Source organism: Clostridium sp. 10cd*, from assembly GCF_044336395.1.
GTDB lineage: Bacteria > Bacillota_I > Bacilli_A > Erysipelotrichales > Erysipelotrichaceae > Clostridium_AQ > Clostridium_AQ innocuum.
Genome location: NZ_CP172347.1, coordinates 1,861,191 through 1,886,530, shown reverse-complemented (window position 1 = coordinate 1,886,530; position 25,340 = coordinate 1,861,191). Strand labels below are relative to the sequence as shown.

At 31.7% G+C, this 25,340-nt stretch carries 15 protein-coding genes; all 15 read right to left on the bottom strand.

Annotation, left to right across the window (positions count from 1 at the left end; genetic code table 11):
• Window positions 1–5: 5 nt before the first annotated feature.
• Entirely contained in the window at window positions 6–2,450 is a 2,445-nt protein-coding gene (locus tag ACG3M1_RS09255; protein WP_395815299.1) for a DEAD/DEAH box helicase, read from the bottom strand.
• The gene (locus tag ACG3M1_RS09250) at window positions 2,440–5,727 is read right to left on the bottom strand and encodes a helicase-related protein (RefSeq protein ID WP_395815296.1); all 3,288 of its coding nucleotides are present in this window, start codon (window positions 5,725–5,727) and stop codon (window positions 2,440–2,442) included. The genes ACG3M1_RS09255 and ACG3M1_RS09250 overlap by 11 nt, the downstream gene beginning before the upstream one ends.
• Window positions 5,728–5,729: 2 nt before the next feature.
• A complete protein-coding gene (locus ACG3M1_RS09245) occupies window positions 5,730–6,509 on the bottom strand; it encodes a hypothetical protein (protein WP_395815293.1) in 780 nt (259 codons plus the stop codon).
• 119 nt (window positions 6,510–6,628) lie between these two features.
• Complete coding sequence (locus ACG3M1_RS09240) at window positions 6,629–8,365, bottom strand: hypothetical protein (protein ID WP_395815291.1); 1,737 nt, start codon at window positions 8,363–8,365, stop codon at window positions 6,629–6,631.
• 1 nt (window position 8,366) lies between these two features.
• A complete protein-coding gene (locus ACG3M1_RS09235; protein ID WP_395815288.1) occupies window positions 8,367–11,474 on the bottom strand; it encodes a UvrD-helicase domain-containing protein in 3,108 nt (1,035 codons plus the stop codon).
• A gap of 97 nt (window positions 11,475–11,571) precedes the next feature.
• Entirely contained in the window at window positions 11,572–11,772 is a 201-nt protein-coding gene (locus tag ACG3M1_RS09230) for a DNA-binding protein (RefSeq protein ID WP_395815285.1), read from the bottom strand.
• A gap of 253 nt (window positions 11,773–12,025) precedes the next feature.
• On the bottom strand, window positions 12,026–13,420 hold the full coding sequence (locus ACG3M1_RS09225; protein WP_395815282.1) for a relaxase/mobilization nuclease domain-containing protein: 1,395 nt from the start codon (window positions 13,418–13,420) through the stop codon (window positions 12,026–12,028).
• 86 nt (window positions 13,421–13,506) lie between these two features.
• Window positions 13,507–13,800, bottom strand: a complete 294-nt coding sequence (locus ACG3M1_RS09220; protein WP_395815279.1) for a hypothetical protein — start codon at window positions 13,798–13,800, stop codon at window positions 13,507–13,509.
• Between the two features lie 354 nt (window positions 13,801–14,154).
• Window positions 14,155–14,484, bottom strand: a complete 330-nt coding sequence (locus ACG3M1_RS09215) for a plasmid mobilization protein (RefSeq protein WP_395815444.1) — start codon at window positions 14,482–14,484, stop codon at window positions 14,155–14,157.
• Window positions 14,484–20,543, bottom strand: coding sequence for an SNF2-related protein (locus tag ACG3M1_RS09210; RefSeq protein ID WP_395815441.1), 6,060 nt, complete (start codon window positions 20,541–20,543; stop codon window positions 14,484–14,486). The genes ACG3M1_RS09215 and ACG3M1_RS09210 overlap by 1 nt, the downstream gene beginning before the upstream one ends.
• Window positions 20,544–20,713: 170 nt before the next feature.
• Entirely contained in the window at window positions 20,714–21,058 is a 345-nt protein-coding gene (locus ACG3M1_RS09205; RefSeq protein WP_395815276.1) for a TnpV protein, read from the bottom strand.
• A 795-nt stretch (window positions 21,059–21,853) separates the two neighbouring features.
• The gene (locus ACG3M1_RS09200; RefSeq protein ID WP_395815273.1) at window positions 21,854–22,063 is read right to left on the bottom strand and encodes a transposon-transfer assisting family protein; all 210 of its coding nucleotides are present in this window, start codon (window positions 22,061–22,063) and stop codon (window positions 21,854–21,856) included.
• On the bottom strand, window positions 22,060–22,650 hold the full coding sequence (locus tag ACG3M1_RS09195) for a YodL domain-containing protein (RefSeq protein WP_395815270.1): 591 nt from the start codon (window positions 22,648–22,650) through the stop codon (window positions 22,060–22,062). Before ACG3M1_RS09195 ends, ACG3M1_RS09200 begins: the two co-directional genes overlap by 4 nt.
• Before the next feature lie 12 nt (window positions 22,651–22,662).
• On the bottom strand, window positions 22,663–23,232 hold the full coding sequence (locus ACG3M1_RS09190) for an LPD16 domain-containing protein (protein ID WP_395815267.1): 570 nt from the start codon (window positions 23,230–23,232) through the stop codon (window positions 22,663–22,665).
• Window positions 23,229–25,286, bottom strand: a complete 2,058-nt coding sequence (locus ACG3M1_RS09185) for a type IA DNA topoisomerase (RefSeq protein ID WP_395815262.1) — start codon at window positions 25,284–25,286, stop codon at window positions 23,229–23,231. Before ACG3M1_RS09185 ends, ACG3M1_RS09190 begins: the two co-directional genes overlap by 4 nt.
• Between the last annotated feature and the right edge of the window lie 54 nt (window positions 25,287–25,340).

Below are 25,340 nucleotides of genomic sequence, written 5' to 3'. Positions count from 1 at the left end.
CATTTTTAAGATTGTTTATAGTGCTGAATAACCGCTAATTCTGATAATCGTTTATTTTTGTTTGCTATAAATGGATCATCTGTAGCAAATAATATAAACTTCATGTTTTCTTCATTAATACATCTTTCAACTATATTAATAAGTCTATTTTGCATAGATACATCTGCTGGTAAACAAATACCAATCACTCCGGATAGGTAATATCTATTTGATGAAATCAATTCAATAAATTCGACGTAATTACAAGTAAATAAGCTTGAGAAGTTATCCTTTAAGTTTTCTGTAGATAAAACCACTTTCTCCATCATATATTTATCAGAAACGAAGGCGTTAATTCCAAATCCTATTGCGTTAAAAATTTCATTTTCAATAAATTCACTTGTAATTAACATACATTTTGTACCAAACATGTAGTTATTGATATCTTCGCTTATAGGAGATAAAGGTTTTTTAATATCGACTTTTAATGTTTTTAAATCTTCAAAATTTATAATATCAGTATGCGCATTGCATCCGGCACAATAGTCACTTGTTTTTCTATAAATCTTTGTAAACATGTCCGACCAGCAACATTTGCCTACTTTATTTAAATTATTCCTCATTAACGCAAACTCATGCTCCGTATTTTTCCATTCACTATTTCTAACATTGTCTATCATAGAAAATGTTTCTTCATTATTTGATAAAATCTTTCGTTCAAGAACTGTAATATAAAATACATATTTATGATTTATGTATTGTATATCATCAATTGTTATAAAACCATTACGCCTCAAAAATAAAATTACATATACATTCCAATTGATATCTTGACTGCTTATTGAATCAATAAACTCTTCATCAGAATTGTAATTTGGCTTTACATAAGTATCGATCATATATTGTGAATTATGGAGTGGCTGCGTTTTACTACTTAAAAGCATACTAAACCATCTTCCTACTAATTTTTCAGTTGTAATTACCTTGCTTACAAAATTAAACGCTGAATCAATATCTTGATTAGTATAAATGATTGTACTCAAACAAGGAAGTCCGTCTCTTCCGCCTCTTCCTGCCTCTTGATAATATTTATTTGGATTTTCAGGAATATAAGTATGCAATACAGTTCTAACATCCTTTTTATCAACTCCAACTCCAAATGCACATGTAGCAATCATTAAATCAAACTCACAATCTTTCCATTCTTCAATTATCTGAAGTCTTTCTTCATTCCTAGTTGCACCAGTAAAAGTTTTTGTGTTATTGTAACCTCTTTCCTCCAATTTTATCTTAAGATTTTCAGCATCATCTGGTGATTTGACATATACAATCATTGGTCTAGGTAAAAAATCAATCGCAGAATAGATTTTATTAAGTTTTTCTCCATAATTATCACATTTTATAACATCAAATCTTGTTTCATGTCGCAATCTTTCGCAACGTATTTCGATCCATTTACCCATAGTTGAATAAAACATTTTCAGTTGCCTTATTGTTTCATCACTATATGTCGCTGAAAGCAAAAATGTTCTCAACTCACTATTTGCATTAATGAAGTTTCTTCTTAACGCATCTAAACATTGAAAATCAATTCGAAACGATGAACCCCATTCAATAATTATATGTGCTTCATCGACTACAAGATTTTTTAAATAATGATTAGAATTTGCTTCCTCAATTTTTTCTCTTAATAACTTATTTTTAATTAAACTTTCCGGGGAAACAAACAGCAACCTGGCTGTTTTATTCTTTAAAGCTGAATAAAACTCATCTAACGACGAATCACTGTGATAGTAAAATATTTCATTATCTACATCTGACTTTATAATTTCTTTAGCATTATAATATTGGTCTAACATTAAAGAAATTGTAGGAACAATTACTATAGTTAGTCCTGGCTTTTGATAAGCTATCGTTTGTGTAATTAAACTTTTTCCACCACCAGTTGTCATGGAAACAAGACAAGAATAGCCATTTGGAACTCTTAAAGAACCAGTTACAGCTAATTTTTGTTCATTACTCTTAAAGTAATTAAAGCCTGTTATTTTTCTAATAAAACCATTTGTATGTAACGAATGTATTGAATCTTGTTTTTCTTCCACATAATTTTGCATATATAATTGCTTTATAAGAGTGCCATTAAGAAAAGAAGGGATAGTCAAATTTGCCCATATTTTCCCAGACTCACCATCATATCGTAATCCCAAATCTTCAAATTGTGATGAAGGCTGGTAGTTTGAAATGTTAATTGGCATTTTTACTACCATCAAATAATTGCGTAAAGAACATTCAAAATCCACCTTATAAATTTTATTTTCTAGTAATTTAAACCAAATTTTCAAAAGCCTTTTTGCCGTATTAAAGACATATTCTTCTCTAGAATTATTAAAACAAAGAGAATCATTGAGTTGAATTATTTGGTTCTTATTTATAACATTCTCAACATATTCATGAATTTCCTTATCCTTCATTGATTAACCTCACGTAACAAGCGGAATCTAACACTAATCTTGGGTTTGAGAAACACTTGAAAATAATTTCATTTATTCCATCATCCGTTGATAAACCTGTTTCCAAATAAAAATTTGATGTTGCTTTTTTAGCTCCGCTATTTTTTAATAATTCTGCTCTTAAGATACCTAATTGTTTATTCAGTTTTTCAGAAATTTTTTTCTTCACTATTTCTAATGCTTTCTTATAGTTTTCATCTACCAATTCTTCCCATCTCTCAGCTGGATAAATGCTAGCAAACATATCCATATTTGAATTAGGCCCCGACCTTTTTCCAAGATGTTGGAATTTTTTACGGTTAACATTATCTGATGTCATTAAATAATTAAAAAGTTTTAAAATTTCAGATTCTTCTACTGAATGACTATCAGAAATAGAAACTGCACATTGAAATTGTTCAATAGGCATAAATCCTCTATATTTATCAATAAGATGTGTTGAAAGTCCTTTATTTAATATTTTGACTTCATCTGGATATAAATTCCATGTAAAAATAAAGCCTTCCCAATTAATATTTGTTTTACACGCAAATGCCGCACATGTGCCTTTATAAGAATTCAGTGCATTGTTAACAATGCTATCAAAAATTGGATCGCCCGGTGCAAAAAAATGAATATAGTCATTATCAAGTGCTATTTGTCTATCAAATGTTCCTTGGATATAATTATTATCCACATGAATAGCTCTATCCCCATTCATACTACGAACCTTATTTTGCAACTGATTTATCTTATCACTAATCATTAGCCTAATATCAGGTGGAACAAATAATGAATTATAAGCAGATTTTAGAGAAAAAGATGATGCATCAAATCTCACCATTGTATTTCCCAATTCATGTCCTCTAAATCCCGACAATGATGACCATTTCATCATTGAATCTCCAAATAATTGTTTTTCATTTGCAGCATACATTTCTCTCGTGTTATCCATAATTCGATTTATTGCTTGATATTTATACTCAGCAATATCAAAATATCGTTCTTTTTTTACTATCTCCTTTAAACCGTCCAATTCCTTTTTTACTTCTTCAATAATATTTACTAAACCATATTTGAAATCTGAACTTAAAGCTCTAATAATCCTTTCATCCATGGAATTCATTATTATCTCTAAGCCACTTTGCGATTTTGTAAAAATACCGATACCTTCATTCCAAAATGAAAATAAATCTTCTTCTAAAGTTTCTTGAGAATAACAAGCAACAGAAATTACTGGTTTGTTTCGCTCTCTTCCAATTCTATCTAATCGTCCTATTCGTTGTTCCAAATCATTTGCGTTCCACGGAAGATCAATATGAACTAAAACATCAGCATTTTGAAAGTTTCTACCTTCACCTCCAGATTCATCAGATAATAAAATCCAATAATCTTCATCAGTTTCAAATCTATATGCACCAAGTTCTCGCTCATCTGAGTCCATATTTTTTGAGAAAAAAGCACAGTGTTCTTTGCCAAAATAATTTATAAATGCTTCCTTATACAAAGAAAATGTCTTATCAAAGTTTGTAAAAACTAAAACCTTCTGTTCATTCAATTCCTGATCAATAAAATCTATAATATTATTAATTCTAGATTCATAACCAGTCGGATCTTCCATATACTTATTTATATTTATCAAATTTTTGGCTTCTTCGATTTTCCATTCATCAGCCAACGTTAATAATTCTTCCGGAACGTTAAGAATTGTATTTTTAAGTTCATTTTGAAATGCAGCTGCCGAGCTAAAAAACGAGGATACAATACTTTTGTAATGTTTTAAAAAAACATCATAATCTAAATTACTTCTTTCTATCCAAAGAGCTAATTCTTTGTAAATGTTATACTCCGTATTATTAAAATTTGTCTGCATATCATATGATATTTCTATCAATTCTCTCGAGTTATAATCTTCATTTTCATCTCGTCTATTTCTAATAATCGATTTTTCAAATTGATAATTTTCACACACATAAGATATAACTGATTGAATTCTTTCTATCCCAAAATCAGCATTTGAATAGTCAATTTTATTGCATAAGCTCTGAAACATTTCGTCGTTGATTAATTTCTGGATTTTGCTTAATCCTTCCATAATATCTTCAAACAATTCCTCTGTTTCCTCTGTATGTTCATTGGAACTCTCTTCTATTTCTTCTATATATGAATCTAGATCTTCTAAAACTTCATGTACTCTTCGTACAACATCACTTTGAAGTTCAAGTAATTCTTCAAATTTTTCAGTTGACATTTGCTCGTATTTCTTAGGTTGAATTAGTTGAAGTAATTTCTTATACTCATCTTTCCTTCTTTGCACTGGTGTTGCACTTAACATTAGTATATTTTTTGCTCGTTTACTAAGATTCAGCAATATCCTGTACTGAATATCATCTTGTAAATATTTATGTACTTCATCGGCAATTACAAAATCATACGATTCTTCAGAACCAAAAATAGTATATGGCGATATATTTTTACAATACTTATTCATTCCGACTAAATAAATGTCATTGTCATTAACATCTCTGCCAATAAGAATATGAAATTTGTATGCCATTTCTATTCTCCATTGTTCAATTAATGCATCTGGAACAAGAATTAAAACTTTAGAGTTATGATTGTCTTTTAAAAATACTTTTAAAATTGCTAAAGCTTCAATAGTTTTTCCCATTCCTACCTCATCGGCAATCATATTTCTACAAGTACCATCTTGAAGACATCTAACAATTGTTTTTAACTGATGCGTTTTCAAAAATATTTTACACCCCGCAATTTCATCAAAACCATATAAAGAGTTATTGATGATATGCATAGTTTTACTTACGACGCTTCTTCCAAAAAACCACATTGGATTTTGGAACTCATAATGTTTTAATTGTTCTAATGGTTTAACATCACCATCATTATATGAACATTCCAAAACTGTTTCTGATAAGCACTCTATCTTATCCGATTCGGATTGTAGATAATAGTAATACAAACCATCTTCTTTTTTCAAAGCAGAAGCTTTTACCGTATATTTTGCTTTTTTATACTTCACCATTGCGCCATTTCTGATTTTACAATGAGATACGTTATGTAATCTGTATTGTTTATTTTCTGGTTTCGGATAAAACTCTCCTATTCCTGTAACATCAAAAAACTGAAGCTCAACCAACTCAGAAAACTCATCTATTGACTTAACTTTTCCAATAGCATAATCGCGGGAATACTTTTCATCATCAATCGGACACCTTACAAACATTCCACTTTTAATCAATGCTATTCACCTCCTGTATTTGCACCATATTCCAGGCAAATATCTTTACTTGCACAATACAAACAATGCTTCCCATGTTTACAATAGAATTTCTTGTCTATCAAAGCTTGCTTAACTTCTTCATCTTTTGGAATATCTAACATTTCTTTCAAAGAAATATTCAAAAAATGTTCTTTTAAATGCATTTCTCTATCTACTTGACTTGATATAATCGGAAACGTATTTTTATTCTTATTATGTTTTTTCATTGAAGAAAGATATCCATAAATTTCTTTATAAACAGAAGATATTATCTGTGTTTTTTCTAACTCATCAGATATACGAAATCTAACTTCAATTACTTCAAACTCTTCTTGAATAGTTTTTTTAATAATTTCATCACTATAGGGTTTTCCATTTAGTTTTTTCTTTACACTATTGCCAATTAATATTTTTAAATAAGAATGAATTAAAAATCTGTCTCGGAAAATAGTTCGACCTTGTTCAATGCTTTCTAATGCAAAACGATATGGACATAACTTCAATTTCATCTTATCCTCAGTTGAAATCAACGGTATCACATCTTCTATATCTTCTTCTTTAGATTCAATAAGCAGATGTCCTAAATAATTATTTGAATTGTAGGATGAATATTTTCTAATATTTACACCCAATAAAGTAAGCATATAAAATAAATCATTTTCTTTATTGTCTTCCGTTTTAACGTAACTAAGTTTACAACCAACTCGATTAAATTCTAATCCATACAACAATGCATATCTTTTAAAATTGCGATATTCCATTTTAGACTTTAGAAATATCTGATACTTTAAATCGAGAGGCTGATAACTATATTCGAAAAATTTAATATCTAGAGGCCAAGGTAGTCTTTCGTCTTTTCCTGTGCAGATATCCTTATCGCTTAAACAACAAAAATGATAGCATGTTTGTTCTGGATTTGAGTTGCACTTCTAAGTATATCTCCATCAATTTGGTCAAAATTTCTTACAATCCAATGTGCTCCTCTTGCAGTATTCTCATTCTGGCTCAGATAATAGCTCATAGTGTGTTTTAAGGAATTGAATGTTCCATTCTCTGGTAAATCAGACTCCTCTAATCTAGCTAATAATTTTTCAATAACGGCATGCATTTCTTCATCTAATTCATTAATATCTCCAATTCGAGAAATGATAAAAGAACGAATTCTTTTATAGAATCGTCTAAAATTATCTCCTTCATTATCAAAATCACAAAAAAACGAATTAATTATTTGTTCTAATTCTATTAATGCATTTTTCAATTCCTGTAAAGAATCCAAACTAACATTAAAATATCCTACCTTATCTTTATCTTCGTGTTTTTTGTTAGCATTTTTTATTAATTGGTTTATTTTTTTATTAATACCGGTTATTGTATTTTCCTTTTCTACGTATGGTTCTACCATGTTGAATGTACTTACAAGCTGACCAGAATTTCTTTCATATATAATTCCAGAATTCAAACACTCTTTTATATCTGAAAAGTTTTCGATTTTAACAGACTTGGTTTCATAGTTCCACATATTAGTAGTTGATACAAAGAAGTGTCCAATTGGATAATCTAAAAAATGTCTCTCTCCAAATTGTTCTGGAAAATAAGCTCTTAATATATCATTAACTTTTCCGGAAGCAGAATATAATTGTTCTTCCATAAAAGCTAATGGATTATTTATATTTGAATTTTGTCTGTTAGTTTTCTTTGCTTTATCAAAAAGCATAGCAACATAATTTGCAAATTCAGTTGTATTATCAAATTCAATTACTTCTAAGTTATTTAAAACCTTGTTTTTTTCTATAAATTCTCCATTTGATAAATGTCCAATATAATCTGCCAAAACATTCGATTGATACGAATTAATTAGCAAAGGTAGCGGAACAAATTGATTAACGCTTTGATTATTAATAGGTAAATCAAAAATAGAATATATATTCATCCATGTATCATATACTGAGGAATACTGTTTCTGATAATTGAAAAGCAATATTACATCTTTATACTTACTAATATCTTCTATTGCCACTAACATTGCCGGTGTAAATTGATGAATACCGTGAATAACAATTTTATTTCTATTAATAGCGTTTAAGTCTACATCCTTTTTATGATAAAGCAATGCATTATCAATAGCTTTTTCAATAAACGCTTTCGAAGAGGCTCTTTCAAAAGAAAAAGCAGAATTTTGTTTTTTATCTACAATTTTATATAATTCTACAAGATATTGTTGTTCAATATTAAGTTCTTTTTTGTTCATTAAATGTGAATCAAGTTCTAGCTCCTTAAATATTCTAAAACACTCAACAATAGATTTTGTATTGAACAATAAAGATCTCTTAACATTCTCAAGGCAAGCAGTTTTATAATCTAATTCACTGATTGCATTGTCAACCTCCATAATCTGACGTATATTGGTATTAATACTTTCCCAATCTTCATAAAGTGCATTTACAAGACTTTTAATTGTTGCAGTTGACTGCGTAGTTTTAAAAATTGGATAAGTTTGATTCATACCATTAACCATTGTTTGTGAAACACAAAAATGAGCACAATCTTTTATTTCGTTCCAAAATAATTCACAATCTATTTCATATGGATTTGAATATGTATATATTTTTAGTCCCATTCTATATTTCCTCCAGTAGTTTTCCCCAAGTATGTCCAGTTGAATCAATTTTATTTAACCACACAATCTTATTAATTGCTCTTGTCAAAGCTACATATAAAATTCGAGATTCCTCCATCTCATTTTCTCTAATTTCATCGTCTGTAATAAAATATTCATTACTCATTGACTCACCATTCACGCTAAAACAATATCCAACTTTTCCATTTACATATGTAATATCCAATCCATTTCTATGCATTGTATCAATAGAATCTGTAGTAAAAGGAATTACTACGGTATCATATTCCAATCCTTTAGATTTATGAACAGTAGTGCATACAATACGAACATAATCAGCACCATCAGTAATAGATCTAGAAGCTTTTTCTGACCCTGTATTGATTAAAATATGAAGAGATTCGTTTATAGAATCTAATGTTAAATAACTATATTTTCCTTCTTTTGATAAGTCTTCAAATACCAAATCATAATTCGTCCTATAATATTGTTGTTTAGTTTCATCAAGAGAATATGTCTTCCATGGTTTTGAAGCCTCATATATTTTTCTTAAAACCATTAAAACTGGTTTACTTTGAACTTCAAAAACCAATTCGTTCCAACTTAAATTTAAAACATTTAAGTAAAATTCATCGAGACATTTGATTAAAAATTGGAGTTTTTCACTCTCTTGCATTTTAATTAGTTTTTCAACAGGAAATTTTATATTAATATTATTTGAAAGTAACAAATCAAATAAATAAACAGGATTTCTCGGATTTGATAATGCAGCCGTTAACTTACACAAATCAATACTTGACTGTATTCGATATAAATCTCCATTTGAATCACTCTCAACCAAAACAATATCTTGGTTCTTCGCTTGTCTTAATATTTTTGATATCTGAAAATTTGTCCTTACTAAAATTGCAATGGTTTTCTCAGATGGCGATAATTTAGAGAAAGAAGGATTCGATTCTATTTCTGCTTTTCTCTGTTTTATTTTTTCGAATAATGTTCTATAAATATCGTCTTCTTCATCTTCTTTGCTGTATGTAATTTTTTCTATCAATTCATCAGATGATAAGAGTTGATTACTAGTAGATCCTATAAGTTTATCTTTATTTTCAATATACGGTATTAAATTTCTTTCTCCCATATAATTAAATAGCTCAGAAAATTCTTCAAGCAAACGCATATCTGTACGGTAATTAATATTCAACGTATATTCTTTCCACTCATTCCCACTACACCCCATTTTATTAAATGCATCCATAGTGGCTCCTCTAAATCGATAAATGCTCTGTTTCAAATCGCCAACTATAAAAAACTTAAAACCTAATTTCTTTTGCATAGATAAAAAAGCTGCTATTTGTGAATCGTCAACATCTTGAAATTCATCAATGAAAATATATTTATACTGATATAGATTTTTATTGAATGATTCATCATTAACACATTTATTTAAATACAACATATATTCAGCTAAGCTAACTGAATTATTTTCATATAAAAAGCTAGAAAACGTCTTTTCCGTTTTTATAATAACCTCTTGGATGATTTCTTTCATGTATGGCATTTTAGCAATAGGTTGACCAAAGACATCTTCTGTTGCTTCTTTTATGTCAAAGCCCTTGTTATATAACATATCCGCAAATCGCAGCAACATCTTTCTAAAATCATAAATGCTACCGGGAATATTACCGAAAAACATTGGCTCTTCTTCATTTTTCTTTTTTAAATATTCATTAAAATATTGGTCAAATATTTTTTGTTTATTGTAAGTACCACTAACCGTCGAAAAATCAACACCTATTCCTAAAGGTAATGATGTATCTTTAATAACTAAACCTGAAAAGCTATGTATTGTAGATATTCTCATATTTTCTATGCCTGATATCATATCCAAATACTTTTTATTACGAGTCAGAACAAAATAGTTCATAAAAGCTTGTTTTAATCTGCTTTTCATATTTATAGCTGCTTCTGTTGTAAATGTAAGCATAGCAATTTCATTTTTTACATCAAGAATATTAGCATTACTAGCTTGATGACAAATAAACGATATTCTCGAAATCATCGAGAATGTTTTTCCTGTTCCTGCTCCAGCTTTTACAACTATATCTTTATCAATAGGGGCATGTTCAACCATATATTGTTGTAGATTAAATTTAGAGCTAGCAGCTATATATTGCAGATCACTTTCTCTATTTTCGTCAACTAATCCGTTATAAATAACAAAATTAGAACCTATTCTTTGGGGTAAATCGCTTATGGTATATACTTCAAAATTGAAAAAACTAACTTTCCCATCTTTAATCTTTACTTCATTTTTCTTATTTGAATTAATTATAAAATTACGTCCTTTTAAATAAAGCCCATCTTCATCGAATTTATTAAGAATATTTCGAACAATCTGTTTAACTTCATCTTCTTTTGAAACAAAAATCAATTGTTTAGTCCCAGAAAAATATGAGGACACAATACTACTAATATCAGAAATCGAAATGTCATTTGAATATACTCTCAATTCTGAGTAAGGTAAACTTGCTTCACTCCTTGCTTCTTCTATGACCTCAAAGTGTTTTCTACATGTTATATATACATCACCAACCATTTTGTCATATACTGTTTGATTTGATTTTTGGTATACAACCGCAATTTTCTTAGCGAATTTTGTTGGGTTTTCTATGTCTTCTTTGAACAATGTGAACTCAGGTTCTGAAACTATATTTAGTCCACAATTTTTATATTCGTTCTCAGACAAAAATGGATAACAAACCATATCCATAACTAAAGGATTTATACAATACTTATTGTTACAAGTATTTACTAAAGCAAATTTATAACTTCGAGCCTGTTTTTTGGGAGAACTAACTGGATTTTGATATAAATTAGTTTCAATAGTATCAGGATTAATCACTCTAATAATATTTGAAGCATTCCATCCTTTCACTTCAATAATAAGCATTCCCATATGTTCAATAAGTAAACAAAAGTCGAATTGTTTACCATTAATTTCACGATTATAATAACAGATTACTTCATCAGGCAAATTTGACTCTATACATTCGTATACCTTTTGTTCGCCAGCATAAGTTTCATCTTTAATATCCATCATCTTTGCCATATTTTCGTTCTCCCTCTTATAATGATTGTATTACTCAATATAGATATCACATAAAATAACTGCTTCATCCAACTTCAATCTTACTTTTTTAATCATATTATTTATCTGCACTTGTCTTTTTAATGTATTTGCCACTTCTTATTCTCGCATCAGTAGGTTTTTTAGCATCACTTGGAACTGCCCACGCAAAACCAATTCTAACTGCACCTTGTATTCTATTTTCCGAACACAACACTTGAACTCTCCTTCTTGATACGCCCCATTTTTCCGCTGTTTGACTAATAGATAAATATTCCATTTTCGCCTCCGTTGTATAAACACAACTATTCCATCATACAAAGTTTATTATAGTCTCAAATGCGAATAAAATCAATATCTCAAAGGTTTCAAGCTCACAAATTGGCAAGCAGTGTAAACCACTAGTGGTTTACTATTTTTTGCTTGTTGGGGAATACCCCAATCCCCTAAAACACCAACTTACAGTTGATGGCTACGCATTCGTTCCGAACGCTTGTGTCTTTTCAACGAAAAGAATTTTGACAGGATTCTCATTAGTGAACCCTGTCATTTTTTCTTTCTGCTTCTTTTTCATTTCCTTCATTTTTAACTTCATCAGTCAAGAAACGTTCTACATTTTTACGAGCTTTCATCAGCTCCTGCATATCATTTTTCAACTTTCGATAGTCTGCATACAGTTCCTTTTTCTCATTCATTAACTCATAAATTTGAGAATTTAACTCTTTTACCTTTGGTATTTTTTCAAAACCGCCATCATTAAATGCTTGCTTAGCCGCTTTATGCAGAGTAATTGCTTCACGATGTTGTTCAAAGAATTGTTTGTTATAACCGGACTTACGATACTGAATATAAACATCTCTTGTATCTACATAATTGAAAATATGTTTTTTTAACGCAGTCAGCTCAGCAATCTTAGCTTCTTTTGTTTTGATATCACTTGATAACTGATTAAATTTTGAAGTTGCTTCATCTTCTTTAACTTTTAATTCTTCAATACTTTCCACCTGATGATCTCTTAAAAATAACAGAGTCTTTGACATAGATTTCAAATTAAAATTCGTTACCCATCTTTCATACGCAGCACCCTTATTGATGATTTTATCTTGGATATCAATAAGAAGATTGAGCTTTTCAGGTTTACTTATATCATCAGATTCTTTAACTTTACCGGCAATGATATCTTTAATATCTTCTTCACGATAACCATCTCCTAATGAGCGTAATCGTATAAATCGTTTTTGCCCTTTACCTTTTGCGGAAACATATTTTCCTCTTTTAATTTCATAATTTGATTGTTCAAGTAAAGATAGAAACTCATCAAAATCTTTTGGCTTTTTTGCCAAACATTCATCAATTACAATGCAGATCTCTTTTCTAAATGAAGCCTTTTTAGGATACTCTGTTCGTTTAACTCTATCTTTATAAGATTTCTTTTCAATAACAGACAATCCATTTTCTAAGCATATAATATCGCTCAGTCTTTGAATTGCTAATCCAGAGAACCAAAAGTTATTATATTTTTTTGTTGCTTCAAGATTGGTTGAATTAAAAATAATATGGTTATGGATATGAGCTTTATCCGTATGCGTATCAACAATAAAAGCATGCTTTCCTTTAGTAAATCGCATACCCAATTCGTATCCAATCCGATTCGCTTCTTCCGGTGTAATCTCTCCGGGCTTAAATGATTGCCTTATCATATAAGCAATTACATCATTTCTTTGTTGTCTGCCTACTTTATGATGGTATTCACGCTTCGTTAAAAGAAATTCTTCATGCACAGTTTTAGGATCACATTCATAAGCACTTACATAATTTCCGTTCTCTGTCTTTTCAGGATTTTGAACATAGTCCAATCTATCCTGCAATGTTTTTGATAAAGTCTTTCCTTTATTTATGTGTAATGCAATCAATTTTGTTGCTGCCATACTTCCACCCCACTTCCGTATTTATGACAAAAGAAAAAAGCTGAACCAATAAAGGAACAGCTTCGCTTTGCATTTCTTATTCAATTTTAAGCTTTCACAAAAGTTTTTAGTCTATTATTTACATCTTCTAAAGTTACAATTACCCACGAAGCACCAAACAATGCAAGCACACAAGCCATAAGCATAATACCTAAGATGAGTAATTGGCTCCATGCACTTTGAATGATTGTATAAATCGCACAGCCTATCAAAAATAACATTAACGGTCCAAGTATATAAGAAGATAAATTAACCAGTAGTTTTACTGCCATCATCAAAATAAATACCGGAACAATCACTAATATCGCTAAAATTTTAAGTAAGAATTTCACTAACATCATTGTCTGTACCTCCATTTCTTATTTCCTAATCACATTATAAATGACTATGTATAAACGCACAATGATGTCAATTTTTACGAAAACATATTGGCTATTCTTGAAATAAATCAGCTTCAACCATTTCAGCTATCAAAATAAATTCAACATAACTAAAAGCTTTTTCATTTAAAAACGCCCTATCAGCTCATCTATTTCTATAAGATTTAATCCATAATCTAATAGGATATTTTGAATTTCATTCATTGCACTCACTTGCTTTACCTCCCACGATATATAAGAGTAGTAAAGTAAGAAAACTACTTAAAATTTCTTGATTATGTACCGATACAGCCATAACGACTGTATCTTTTTTAATTAGATGGTTGATAATCTAGCCAAAATTTCCTTTGCCACGTCCCATATTTCTTCAAACCTAACTTGCAAATCTTTGATATCTTCAGCATAGATATTGTTAGTTTCGTTAGCTCTTTTAGCATACTGATTCAAGTTATTACTACATCTTCTTAATAGAGATATCATTTCTTTTACATCTTGAAGATCAAGCTTTACACAATAACCATCAAGAGTCATTTTGCGAACATAAGCACTAAGATGAGTAATTTCTAATTCTTCCATCTTTAATCGAATGCGCTTCATTTCACTATCAGTTACAAGAACATTTAATTGCTTATCACGTTTTTCAATCATAGCGTCACCTCCGTAGTCGGTTTATTTTTATCCGGAAGTATTGAATCTGAATGTTTCTTGAGCTCAGCTAAAACTGAGGGCTTTTCTTCTTTCAATTCTTCATGGGTTTGTTTGTCATCCATATTGAGTAATGCGTCAAGTTCTGCAAGCCTACTACTCTTTTGAGTAAGCTCAGTTTCTTGTGGGAATGGTTTTCCAACTTCTTGTTTCGCAGCTTCTTCTTGATGATATAAATTATCAAGCTGTGTTTTTGCTTTTTCTAAACGATTGATGATATTAACAAGTGCATTATCAATTCTTGTGATATTACCTCTTGCATCAGTACCAAGAGTAAGACGATGGCTCATTTTTCCTTTTAAAGTCAATTCATATTCTTGTTTAAATGAATCAAAGGACAATTCCATTTTAAAGCCACGATACTCACCAATATTTATTGGATCTGTGCCCTTTAAATTCTTACAAGTGGCAAGGATAGCTTCACCGGCTAATTCTTTTTCAGTTATTGTTTTCGTACCAATCTTCATTCCAATAAAATCATCTTTGGGAAGAGGATTGTTTTCTACTGCTTCAATATCCTTTTCAAATCCCTTGATGAAGCCTTGATACTTTTCAATTTCAGCAGGGTAATAAGTGAGTAACTGATCCTCTAAGCGATATTGTTTACTTTGATGGTCTGATTTTAATACCTTTAATCTTGCAACTTCAATATCTAAGTCCATCTTTTCTTTTATCATTGGATTACCTGCACATAAAGCTTTGATTTCCGCATAAGATAATGCTTGTTCATCAACATCATCACATGATCTAACAGGCGATTTACTTGTCATAATCTGAGAAATGAATTTTTGCTTATTCTCAAGTGTTTGATAGAGGTAAGCATCAAATGTCCCTTCCGTTACATATTGAAATACATGGACTTTTTTATTCTGATTACCTTGTCTGATGATACGACCATTTCTTTGTGTCATATCCGATGGACGCCAACCGACATCTAAATGATGAACTGCAACTAATCTATCTTGCACATTAGTTCCTGCACCCATTTTTTGCGTACTTCCAAGTAATACTCTTACTTGACCACTTCTGACTTTTAAAAATAATTCTTTTTTCTTTGCTTCTGAATCAGCGTCATGAATAAATGCAATTTCACTTTCAGGAACACCTTTTCCAATTAATTTATTTTTAATATCATCATATACATTAAATGTTCCATCATTTTTAGGAGTCGATAAATCACAGAATAATAACTGCGTTAGCTTATCGACTTGTCCTTTCTCCCAAATATCAAACACATTATTTACGCAAGCATTAAGCTTACTGTTTGGATCATCAGGAAGTAATTCATTCATAAGTCTTTGGTCTAAACCTATCTTTCTTCCATCTGAAGTAATTTTAAGCATATTATCTTGTGATGGATCTACTGTCCCACTATGCACAAGTGCAGCTCTTTCCGATAATGCAGCTACCATCTCTTTTTGAATTTCTGATGGTTTAACAACGACTGTTTCAAACTCAGCTTCAGGAACCGGTAGATTTAATTGATCTGATGTTTTGATATCAGCCACTTCTTTAAACATATTCATCAACTCTGGAAGATTAAAGAATTTAGCAAATCTTGTTCTTGCCCTATATCCTGTTCCTTCCGGAGCAAGCTCAATGGCTGTAGAAGTTTCTCCAAATGTCGAAGCCCAACAATCAAAGTGCGTTAAATCTTTTTGCTGTAAAGTTGAATACTGCAAATATCGCATAACTGTATAAAGCTCTGTCATTGAGTTGCTGACTGGAGTACCTGTCGCAAAGATTACACCTTTCCCACCGGTTAATTCGTCCATATAGCGGCATTTCATAAACATATCAGACGATTTTTGTGCTTCAGAAGTTGATAAACCACCTACATTTCGCATTTTCGTATAAAGGAACAAGTTCTTAAACGCATGGCTCTCATCTACAAACAAGCGATCTACACCAAGTTGTTCAAAGGTAATAACATCATCTTTTCTTTCATTGGCTAATAACTTATCAAGTCTTGTTTGTAATAATTTTCTTGTTTTCTCCATCTGTTTGACAGAGAATCTTTCGCCAATCTTATACTTCATTTCAGCTAAAGCATTTTCAATATCATCAATCTGTTCTCTTAATAATTTTTCCTGTCTTTCTGCTGAAATAGGAATCTTTTCAAATTGAGAATGACCGATAATAACTGCATCATAATCTCCTGTAGCTATTCTTGCACAGAATTTCTTACGATTCTTTGTTTCAAAATCTTTCTTACTCGCCACTAATAATTTAGCACTTGGATAAAGTCTTAAAAATTCATTTGCCCATTGAAGTGTTAAATGGTTTGGAACAACAAATAATGACTTTTGACATAAACCTAAGCGTTTAGCTTCCATTGCAGAAGCTGCCATTTCAAACGTCTTCCCCGCACCAACCTCGTGTGCCAAGAGTGTATTGCCACCATATAATACATGAGCAATCGCATTCTTTTGATGTTCTCTAAGCTTAATATCAGGATTCATACCTCCAAAACGAATATGTGAACCATCAAATTCACGAGGACGAGTAGAATTAAACATCTCATTGTATTTTGTTACTAACTCTTTTCTTCTAACTGGATCTTTCCATATCCAATCTTGAAATGCGTCTTTGATTGCTTGTTGCTTTTGTTGAGCAAGAGTGGTTTCTTTTTTATTTAGCACTCTCTTTTGTTTACCATCTGAATCTTCAAAGGTGTCATAAATACGAACATCTTTTAGATTTAAAGTATCTTCTAAAATACGATATGCATTAGCTCTATCTGTGCCATAAGTTACATAAGCATTGACATCATGATGTCCCGGAGCAGACTTGCCAGCTATTTGCCACTCAGCAGTTAAAGGAGCATATTTTACTTCAATGCTTCTTCTTAAATAAAATGGTGTTTCAAAAGTTTCTTCCATGAATTGTTGGATATAGGACTTATCAATCCATGTTGCACCAAGTCTTACATCAATCTCTGAAGCGTCCAACTCTTTAGGCTGAGCCTTTTCTAATGCTTCTACATTGATGTTAAAATTCGGGTTGTTTTTCGCTGCTAAACGAGCGATTCTAAGCTTATCTCTCACATTGCCAGATAAATACTCATCTGCAATTTTCCAGTCCTCATAAGGCAGTTCTGAGCCCAAGGGTTCTTTGAAAATAACACCTTTTAATTGGCCTATGATTTCATCATATTCATTCGGTGTGCCGATAAGCTCAGCCATATATGGTAAATCAACTTTTCCTCTTTCTCCAATAGAGATTGCTAAAGCTTCGCTTGGTGTATCAACACTTGTGATATTAGTTTCAGGTCGGATTGTTCTTTTAGTGAACATATCTGCCTTGCTTTCAAGATTACCATTTTCATCAATATTTTCTAATGAACATAAAAGGTAATACGATGAGTCATCTGAAAATGCCATTGCATTGGCTCTTGAATTAAGAAGTCCATATTTATCTGTAAATTCATCATAAGCAGTATCTAATTCTTTTTGTTTGGCTTTAATATCTTCATCAGCATAATCATTTAACTGATAATCAATCAAGTCATTTACAATTCCTCTAAGCTCTACCATGCCTTTGATTCTGCCTTTAGCAGTTTCATTAAAATCGCATAATCGCATAAGTGAGTTTTCTCTAAAATACACTTCATCATCAACAATCGTATAAGAGAAGTTTTTAACATCAGGTCTTGCCGGTATTGTTTCAACTGCACCAATGATAGAAATTTCGTCAATCTCTGCTTCTTCATATTTACCATGAATATTTTTTATTGCTTCACCTAGCTGACTTGATAAATCTGCTCCCTCAATTGAAACAACAGTACATTCTTCTTTTCCATATTGTGTGCTTCGACTTTCTAAAGTACCAAGTAGCATTTCAGGGTGTTCTACAAAGTAATTATTGATAGTAAAGCCATCATCGTTTTGTCCTAAATGAACCCAGTCCGGTTCAATATCAATCGGATGATCTCTTTTCTGTAAGAAGATAATATCAGATACTACATCTGTACCAGCATTTGCTTTAAAAGCTGTGTTAGGAAGTCTAATTGCACCTAACAGTTCTGCTCTTTGGGCTAAATACTTTCTTACATCAGGAGTCTGTTGATCCATGGTATAACGACTTGTTACAAAGGCTACAATACCACCCGGTCTTACTTGATCTAATGCTTTGGCAAAGAAATAATTGTGAATAGAAAAGCCAAATTTATCATAAGGTCTATCACTTACCTTATAATTTCCAAAAGGCACATTACCGATAGAAATATCATAAAAATCTCGTCTGTCCGTTGTTTCAAAACCCGCTACTTTAATATCAGCATTTGGATATAACTTCTTAGCAATGCGACCACTGATAGAATCAAGTTCAACACCATATAAATTACTGCCACGCATACTTTCAGGCATAAGTCCAAAGAAGTTACCTACGCCCATTGATGGTTCTAAGATATTTCCTGTTTTAAATCCCATTTGCTCTAATGCTTCATACATTCCTTTAATGACTGTAGGACTTGTATAATGAGCATTTAATGTTGAAGCTCTTGCCATTTCATATTCTGATTCAGAAAGTAGGCCTTTTAATTCTTGGTATTCATTTCTCCAGTTATCTTTACTGCTGTCAAATGCGTCAGAAAGTCCGCCCCACCCAACATATTGAGATAAGATTTCCTGTTCTTCACTTGTGGCATTTCTATTTTCACTTTCTAAAGTATTTAATAACTTAATTGCTTCAATATTTCTTGCAAACTTTTGTTTCGGACCGCCTTCACCTAAATGTTCATCGGTGATGGTAAAGTTAATTGGTGGCACTTCTTTGACTTCAGCTTTTACTTTTTCATTTCTTGAATCTAATCTAACTAAATTTTCAAAGTTTTCTTTGCTTTCAACTCTAAAAATCGGATAGTAAAGTGATAGATCACGAAGCTGCACATCGTGATTTCTTATTTCTGTAATTTCAAATTCCGTATCTTCAATAAATACTCGTTGTCCTACTTCATAAGGAAATTCAGCTTCGATAATTTCTTCAGTATCATCAACAAGTTCATCATTTTCTTCGATTATCGGTTCTTCAATAATCTCTGGATCTACGATTTCTACTGATTCTTCGATTGGCTCAATAACTGTTTCTTTTTGAAGCTCATCTTTTGCATAATATCGCTCGTTTTCAATCATATCTGCATAGCGATGAGCTACTTGCGTCCAGTTTAATTTAACAGTTTCACAGCCTTGTTTTTCATAGGAAATACCCTTTGCGTCATGGTTCTGTCCACTATGATTTGCACCGGATAATGCATGAGAATGACCACCGGTACCAAATTCATTTTTCAAAAAGTCAGCTCTATCCTTAGTAGAATGATTTTCGTTAAAATAATCAAAGATTCTTCCTTTTCCTTGAGCAAAACCACTACCTCTTGATAAATCAGCATTGATCTCATCATCAGTAATAAAAGTAGATACTTCCGGCAAAGCAAACAGTTCTGTATCAAATTCTTTTCTATCTAAATAAAGCTCATTGATGTCTTTTTCTAATGCAATTACTTTGTGGTAATGAAAACGCAATACATCAGGATTATCTAAATAGCTTTCTAAAAAGTCAGCATACTGTTCTTTTAAAGTCTCATAAAAGCTAGTATCTTTTAGCTTTTCAGCAAGTGCCTTTGTTTCATCAGGAAATCCAGTTCCTGTAATATCATTTAAACAAGACAATAGATTCAATGCTTTTCCATCATCGCTAAAATCATGATATAAATACCAAAGCTTTTCTGCTATCTGTTTTCTTTCAAAACTAGGTGCTTCTACTAACTCAACATTAGTAGCAAATTTCCCTTGTTCTAATAATTCTCGAATGCGATTACTTACTTCAATCCAAGTAATAACTTTAGCTGAAGATTCATATCGTGCAGTATTTCCTTTTGCTAAATGAATTCCATCATCGTCATACCAAGTAGAAATAGCTCCTTTATCTGTTTTTAAACCAAAACCACCTTTATAAATATCCTGTAATTTGCTTACTATTTCTTCATCTGATTTGCCTTTCATAAATTCAGTAGCAATCATCATGCGAGCATTGTTGGTGTTACTGCCATGCACAAGTAAGCAATCAATATCTTCTTGAGCAAAAGAAAAAGCGAAGGACGCTTTTTCATCTACGCTCTCCGCTTCATCTATCCATTTAATTTGTTCATCTTCATTTAAGAAGAAGTCAAAACTTAGCTGTTGATTAACTCCGACATCACGACTTCTTCGGCTTGTGCTTTTAGCATGTTCATGTGTTTTACCCAATCCATCTGATTTTCTTTCTTGTTTGGTGCTGGATTTTTTTCTAATAACTGGTTCATCAACAATTCCATTCTCTTGTTCGCTGTTTCGTCCACTTCCCAAAGGTGTGGAAATAGTGTTTCCGTCAAGATCATGTCGTTGTAAGTCATCGGCTTGTTCTCTTTCAGGAATGCTCGTCTCATTCGTGCGTATTTCCCTAGAGATTTCGTTTCTGTTGTCTGTAACTCGATATCTGGAATCAAATATTCCCCAATCTGATTGTAAGTTATTTCCATAGTCTTTGCTCCTTTCAGCTTCTCTGCTTTTTTCTACTGCAATAACTGTTTTTTCGATTTCTTCAAATATCTCGGTAGTAATATTACTTACTGCTGTTCCTAATGCATTGACACTTTTTCGTGTATTAAACTCCAAGACATTTCTGAAATCTTCCTCATCGAAGTAAGCTTCTACATTCTCTGTCATTCGAGATAACAAGGTGTAAATCGTACTAGTTGCGACTGTCCTTTTTACTACTTCTTCTAGGTTAAGTTCATCATACCCTTCTAACAAACTTTCGGCAATGATGTCAGCCATCTCACTTTTATGTGTATCCCAATAATCTTCTGCCAACTTTTCAGCTAATGTTTCTAGCTGATTTTCCATTGTCCATTCTTTAGAAACACCAAATCTTTTTTCAATAGCTTCTTGAATTGGAATACGATGAGTATTTTCAAAGCTCCATAGCTTTTCAAGTTCTTTTGAATTTCTGCGGCTACCTGTATCAGCAACATCAAATACATATCTTAAATATGGTCTTTCGCTATCGGTTACAAATAAAGCAATACCTTTAGAACCACGTTTCACATAACGAAACTTTTCTTCTTTCCAAGCGTCAAATTCCATACAAAGCGTAGCATTTGGTCTTTGAGCGTGAATCATTATCTGATCCGGATAGTTAAAAACATAGTTTCTACCCATAGTCAAAAGAAAAGAAGTCCAAGTATTTCGACTTCTTGTTATGTCATGAATAGTATTAGCAGCAACACTTGCATAATATCTTTCTTTGTCGTTCATCGACTATCCTCCTGTCTTTAAAATTCTAAAGAAGAAAGCAGATTCTTAAATTCTGTTTCAGATATTTTATTCAGCTTATCAATGAGTATTTCGCTCATACTTTTTAGCTCAAACTCTTCATCAGTAAGCTCTGCTTTCATCTCTTTTAATGTCTTAATTAAGTCCTTTTTCGAACCTGATTGATACAGCATAATTAACATTTTTTCATCATAGTTAAATTCCATCATTCCAACTCTCTTTCCAAATGACCTTTGGAAGATTTCTTTATTTCATTTAAGATAGGTGGCTCTTTTAACTTTTCTAATACTGAAGTTCTTGTTTCAACATCTTTATTCTTTCCATTATTTATCACACCATCAATCATTCCATAATCATCTTCCATTGCCATTTCTGTATTTTTTAAATAATTCTCAGGCTTTAGGAATTGTGGCAATTCCTTATAACCGATTGAATCTACATAATGGCAAGATACCACATCATTTTGCTTTAAGGCTATGATGTCGCTGACCGATAAACTATGGCCTCTAAAATCTTCCGGATGATATAAATTGAATTTCTCATATAAGCTTTCCAGTAATACTATCTGCGATTCCCCTGATTCCATAGGTGCTACATAGACTACCTCATAATGATCAATATTTGGTTCTTTACCCATACGCTCTAATTCAAGCTTTGACATAAATCTTTCGGCAATTGTTTCATCGATTCTTTTAAGCTGCATGATGGCATAACAATCACTTGTTGATTCTAAAAATGCTTCTAACTTTTGTTCGGGACTACTGCCATTGATTTCGTCCCATTTTTCAATTTTCATAAGCTATGCTCCTTATCTTTCATCATCAAAAAGTGGTAAATCCGAATGTTTATTTTCTAGGATTGCTTGTTTATGAATATTGAGTTTTTCAAGCACAGAAGAAACTGCTTTTGTTTCTACTTCCTCAACCTTTTCTAATAAATCATCATAATCAGCCACCACTAAATCTTTATTACCTAACTTAAAATCACTTAAAATATCTTTTCTTGCTTCAATCATGGATAGTTCTGGATCATCAAGCTGCCCTCCATCAATCTCATTGAAATTTTTATCATAAAGTGTGTAATCATAACCTTCATCAGATGTCTGCAATGCCAAGTAATGATTTCTACCGACTTTATATGCAACTTGAAAATCATCTGGTTCTACTTCAGGTGTATATTTAGCACCGACACGTTCCATCATTTCTGCAAACTGGCAGATATGAAAAAGTTCATTACCAACTTTTGTATGGTAATCATCTACATACTTACAAGCCTTAATAATCGTTTCTTTAGGAAATTCTATCTGGATAGTTGAACCATCAACTATCCGAAACAAATCATCATAATTACTGTTTATAAAACGAATTTCTTTGCTCATCTCTTGCCTCCATTTTCAAAAGATAACTGGAATTTTGCTTTACCATCACCCTCTGTGCTTAAATGCACCATAGCGGTATAGCTCTTTCCGGTTTTCTTTGATTTACAATCTTTTAATCTTGCTTTTCCATCTCTTAATAACTGATCTACAACATGTGGGTTTAATTGCTTTCCAATATAGTTAAAAAACGCATTGTCTTTCCATAAAACAAAACGACAAGCTCTGTTATCACAGAACCATCCTTTACTTCTTTCAATAACTTCACTTCCACAATGTGGGCAATTTCCCACGACATGATTTCTATTTGGCATAATTACATTTGCTCCTTTCACAACTTCGTATGTGTTTATTAAATTAGTTACCATCACTTCGATATCTTCCATAAACGCTTCACTAGGATATTCAGCTTTTTCAATTCCCAACAATTTTTCTTCCCATTCTGCTGTCATTGATGGAGATTGAATCTGTTCTGGCATAACTGTTATCAGTGCTACACCTTTATCTGTTGGAATTAAATTCTTTACTTTCTTATCTCCAATTCGCTTGAGATATCCTTTTTGAACTAACTTTTCGATTATTCCAGCTCTTGTTGCCGGTGTACCAATACCTTTTCTTTCTGCTTCTTTTGGCATTTCATCTGCACTAGCGTTTTCCATAGCAGATAAAAGCGTATCTTCCGTAAAATGCTTTGGTGGAGAAGTTTTACCCTCTTTTACTTTTACAGATTTAATTCCTAAATCCTCATTCTCTTTTAAGTTAGGCAAATCATTTTGTTCTTTCTTATCTTTTGGACTAAAAGCTTTCCAACCATCATTTAAAATAACTTTACCTTTTGCCTTTAACATCAAGTCATCACAACTAAGTTCTGCTGTTGTTTCTTCAAAAATATGAGCTTCACTTACTGATATCAAAAGTCTTAGTGCAATCATTTTCAATACAGCAAATTCTCCACTTGGTAATTCTTTTAAATTGAAATTACTTACTTCTTTCGTTGGGATAATGGCATGATGATCGCTGACTTTTTTGTTGTTAATGATTTGATATACATCATATTGACCTAAAGGTAAATCAAGTAAAGACTTTGATACATTTAATAACTCATCAACACCATCTTTCATATCTTCAGTTAAATAACGACTATCCGTTCGAGGATAAGTGATTAGCTTCTTTTCATATAAGCTTTGAGCATAATCAAGTGTTTGCTTTGCAGTATAGCCATGAAGTCTATTGGAATCTCTTTGAAGACTTGTTAAATCGTATAACGCCGGTGCTTTTTCTGTTTTCTCTTTCTTTCCAACAGCAACAACTTTCGCTTTATCAACTGACTCACATAGATTTTTCGCTTCAACCGCTTTATCTTTTTCTTTAAATCGTTCACTACTTGCAGTAAATCCACCACAATCAACTTCTACGGTATAGAACGGTTCTTGTTTAAATGCTGAGATTGCTGCTTCACGCATAACTGTCATTGCAAGAGTAGGTGTCATAACTCGACCAACACTAAATGGCTGATTATATAGGCATGAAAATAGTCGAGTAGCATTGATACCAACTAACCAGTCAGCTCGCTCTCGACATAATGCAGCTTCATATAATAAATCGTATGTTTCAGATGGTCTTAAATTTTCAAATCCTTTCTTAATTGCACCATCTTCCATTGATGAGATCCATAATCTTTCAAACGGTTTCTTGCAATAACATTCTTGATAAACAAGTCTGAAGATTAACTCTCCCTCTCGTCCTGCGTCTGTTGCACAGATAAGACTTGTAATATCGTTTCGTTTCATTAATTTTTTTAAGATACCAAATTGCTTTTTTGTACCTGATGATACTTGGTAGTTCCAGCTTGTCGGCACAATTGGTAAGTCATCATAATTCCATTTCTTATACTTTTCGCCATAGCTTTCAGGTTCAGCTAATTCAACTAAATGACCGACACACCAACTTACTACATATCCATTACCCTCAAGATATCCATCTTCACGATTTGTAGCACCGATAACTTTAGCTATGCTTTGTGCCACAGAAGGCTTTTCCGCTAATACTAGTTTCATCTTCATCGTCTCCTTTCGTTTTAGGGAAAATAAAAGCAGCCTCATACACTTTGT

What these genes read in the sequence shown, in the direction of transcription:
- ACG3M1_RS09255 (WP_395815299.1), bottom strand. Translation starts at nt 2,450, where the DNA reads ATGAAGGATAAGGAAATTCATGAATATGTTGAGAATGTTATAAATAAG.
- ACG3M1_RS09245 (WP_395815293.1), bottom strand. Translation starts at nt 6,509, where the DNA reads ATGGAATATCGCAATTTTAAAAGATATGCATTGTTGTATGGATTAGAA.
- ACG3M1_RS09240 (WP_395815291.1), bottom strand. Translation starts at nt 8,365, where the DNA reads ATGGGACTAAAAATATATACATATTCAAATCCATATGAAATAGATTGT.
- ACG3M1_RS09235 (WP_395815288.1), bottom strand. Translation starts at nt 11,474, where the DNA reads ATGGCAAAGATGATGGATATTAAAGATGAAACTTATGCTGGCGAACAA.
- ACG3M1_RS09230 (WP_395815285.1), bottom strand. Translation starts at nt 11,772, where the DNA reads ATGGAATATTTATCTATTAGTCAAACAGCGGAAAAATGGGGCGTATCA.
- ACG3M1_RS09225 (WP_395815282.1), bottom strand. Translation starts at nt 13,420, where the DNA reads ATGGCAGCAACAAAATTGATTGCATTACACATAAATAAAGGAAAGACT.
- ACG3M1_RS09220 (WP_395815279.1), bottom strand. Translation starts at nt 13,800, where the DNA reads ATGATGTTAGTGAAATTCTTACTTAAAATTTTAGCGATATTAGTGATT.
- ACG3M1_RS09210 (WP_395815441.1), bottom strand. Translation starts at nt 20,543, where the DNA reads ATGAAAGGCAAATCAGATGAAGAAATAGTAAGCAAATTACAGGATATT.
- ACG3M1_RS09205 (WP_395815276.1), bottom strand. Translation starts at nt 21,058, where the DNA reads ATGGAAATAACTTACAATCAGATTGGGGAATATTTGATTCCAGATATC.
- ACG3M1_RS09200 (WP_395815273.1), bottom strand. Translation starts at nt 22,063, where the DNA reads ATGATGGAATTTAACTATGATGAAAAAATGTTAATTATGCTGTATCAA.
- ACG3M1_RS09195 (WP_395815270.1), bottom strand. Translation starts at nt 22,650, where the DNA reads ATGAAAATTGAAAAATGGGACGAAATCAATGGCAGTAGTCCCGAACAA.
- ACG3M1_RS09190 (WP_395815267.1), bottom strand. Translation starts at nt 23,232, where the DNA reads ATGAGCAAAGAAATTCGTTTTATAAACAGTAATTATGATGATTTGTTT.
- ACG3M1_RS09185 (WP_395815262.1), bottom strand. Translation starts at nt 25,286, where the DNA reads ATGAAACTAGTATTAGCGGAAAAGCCTTCTGTGGCACAAAGCATAGCT.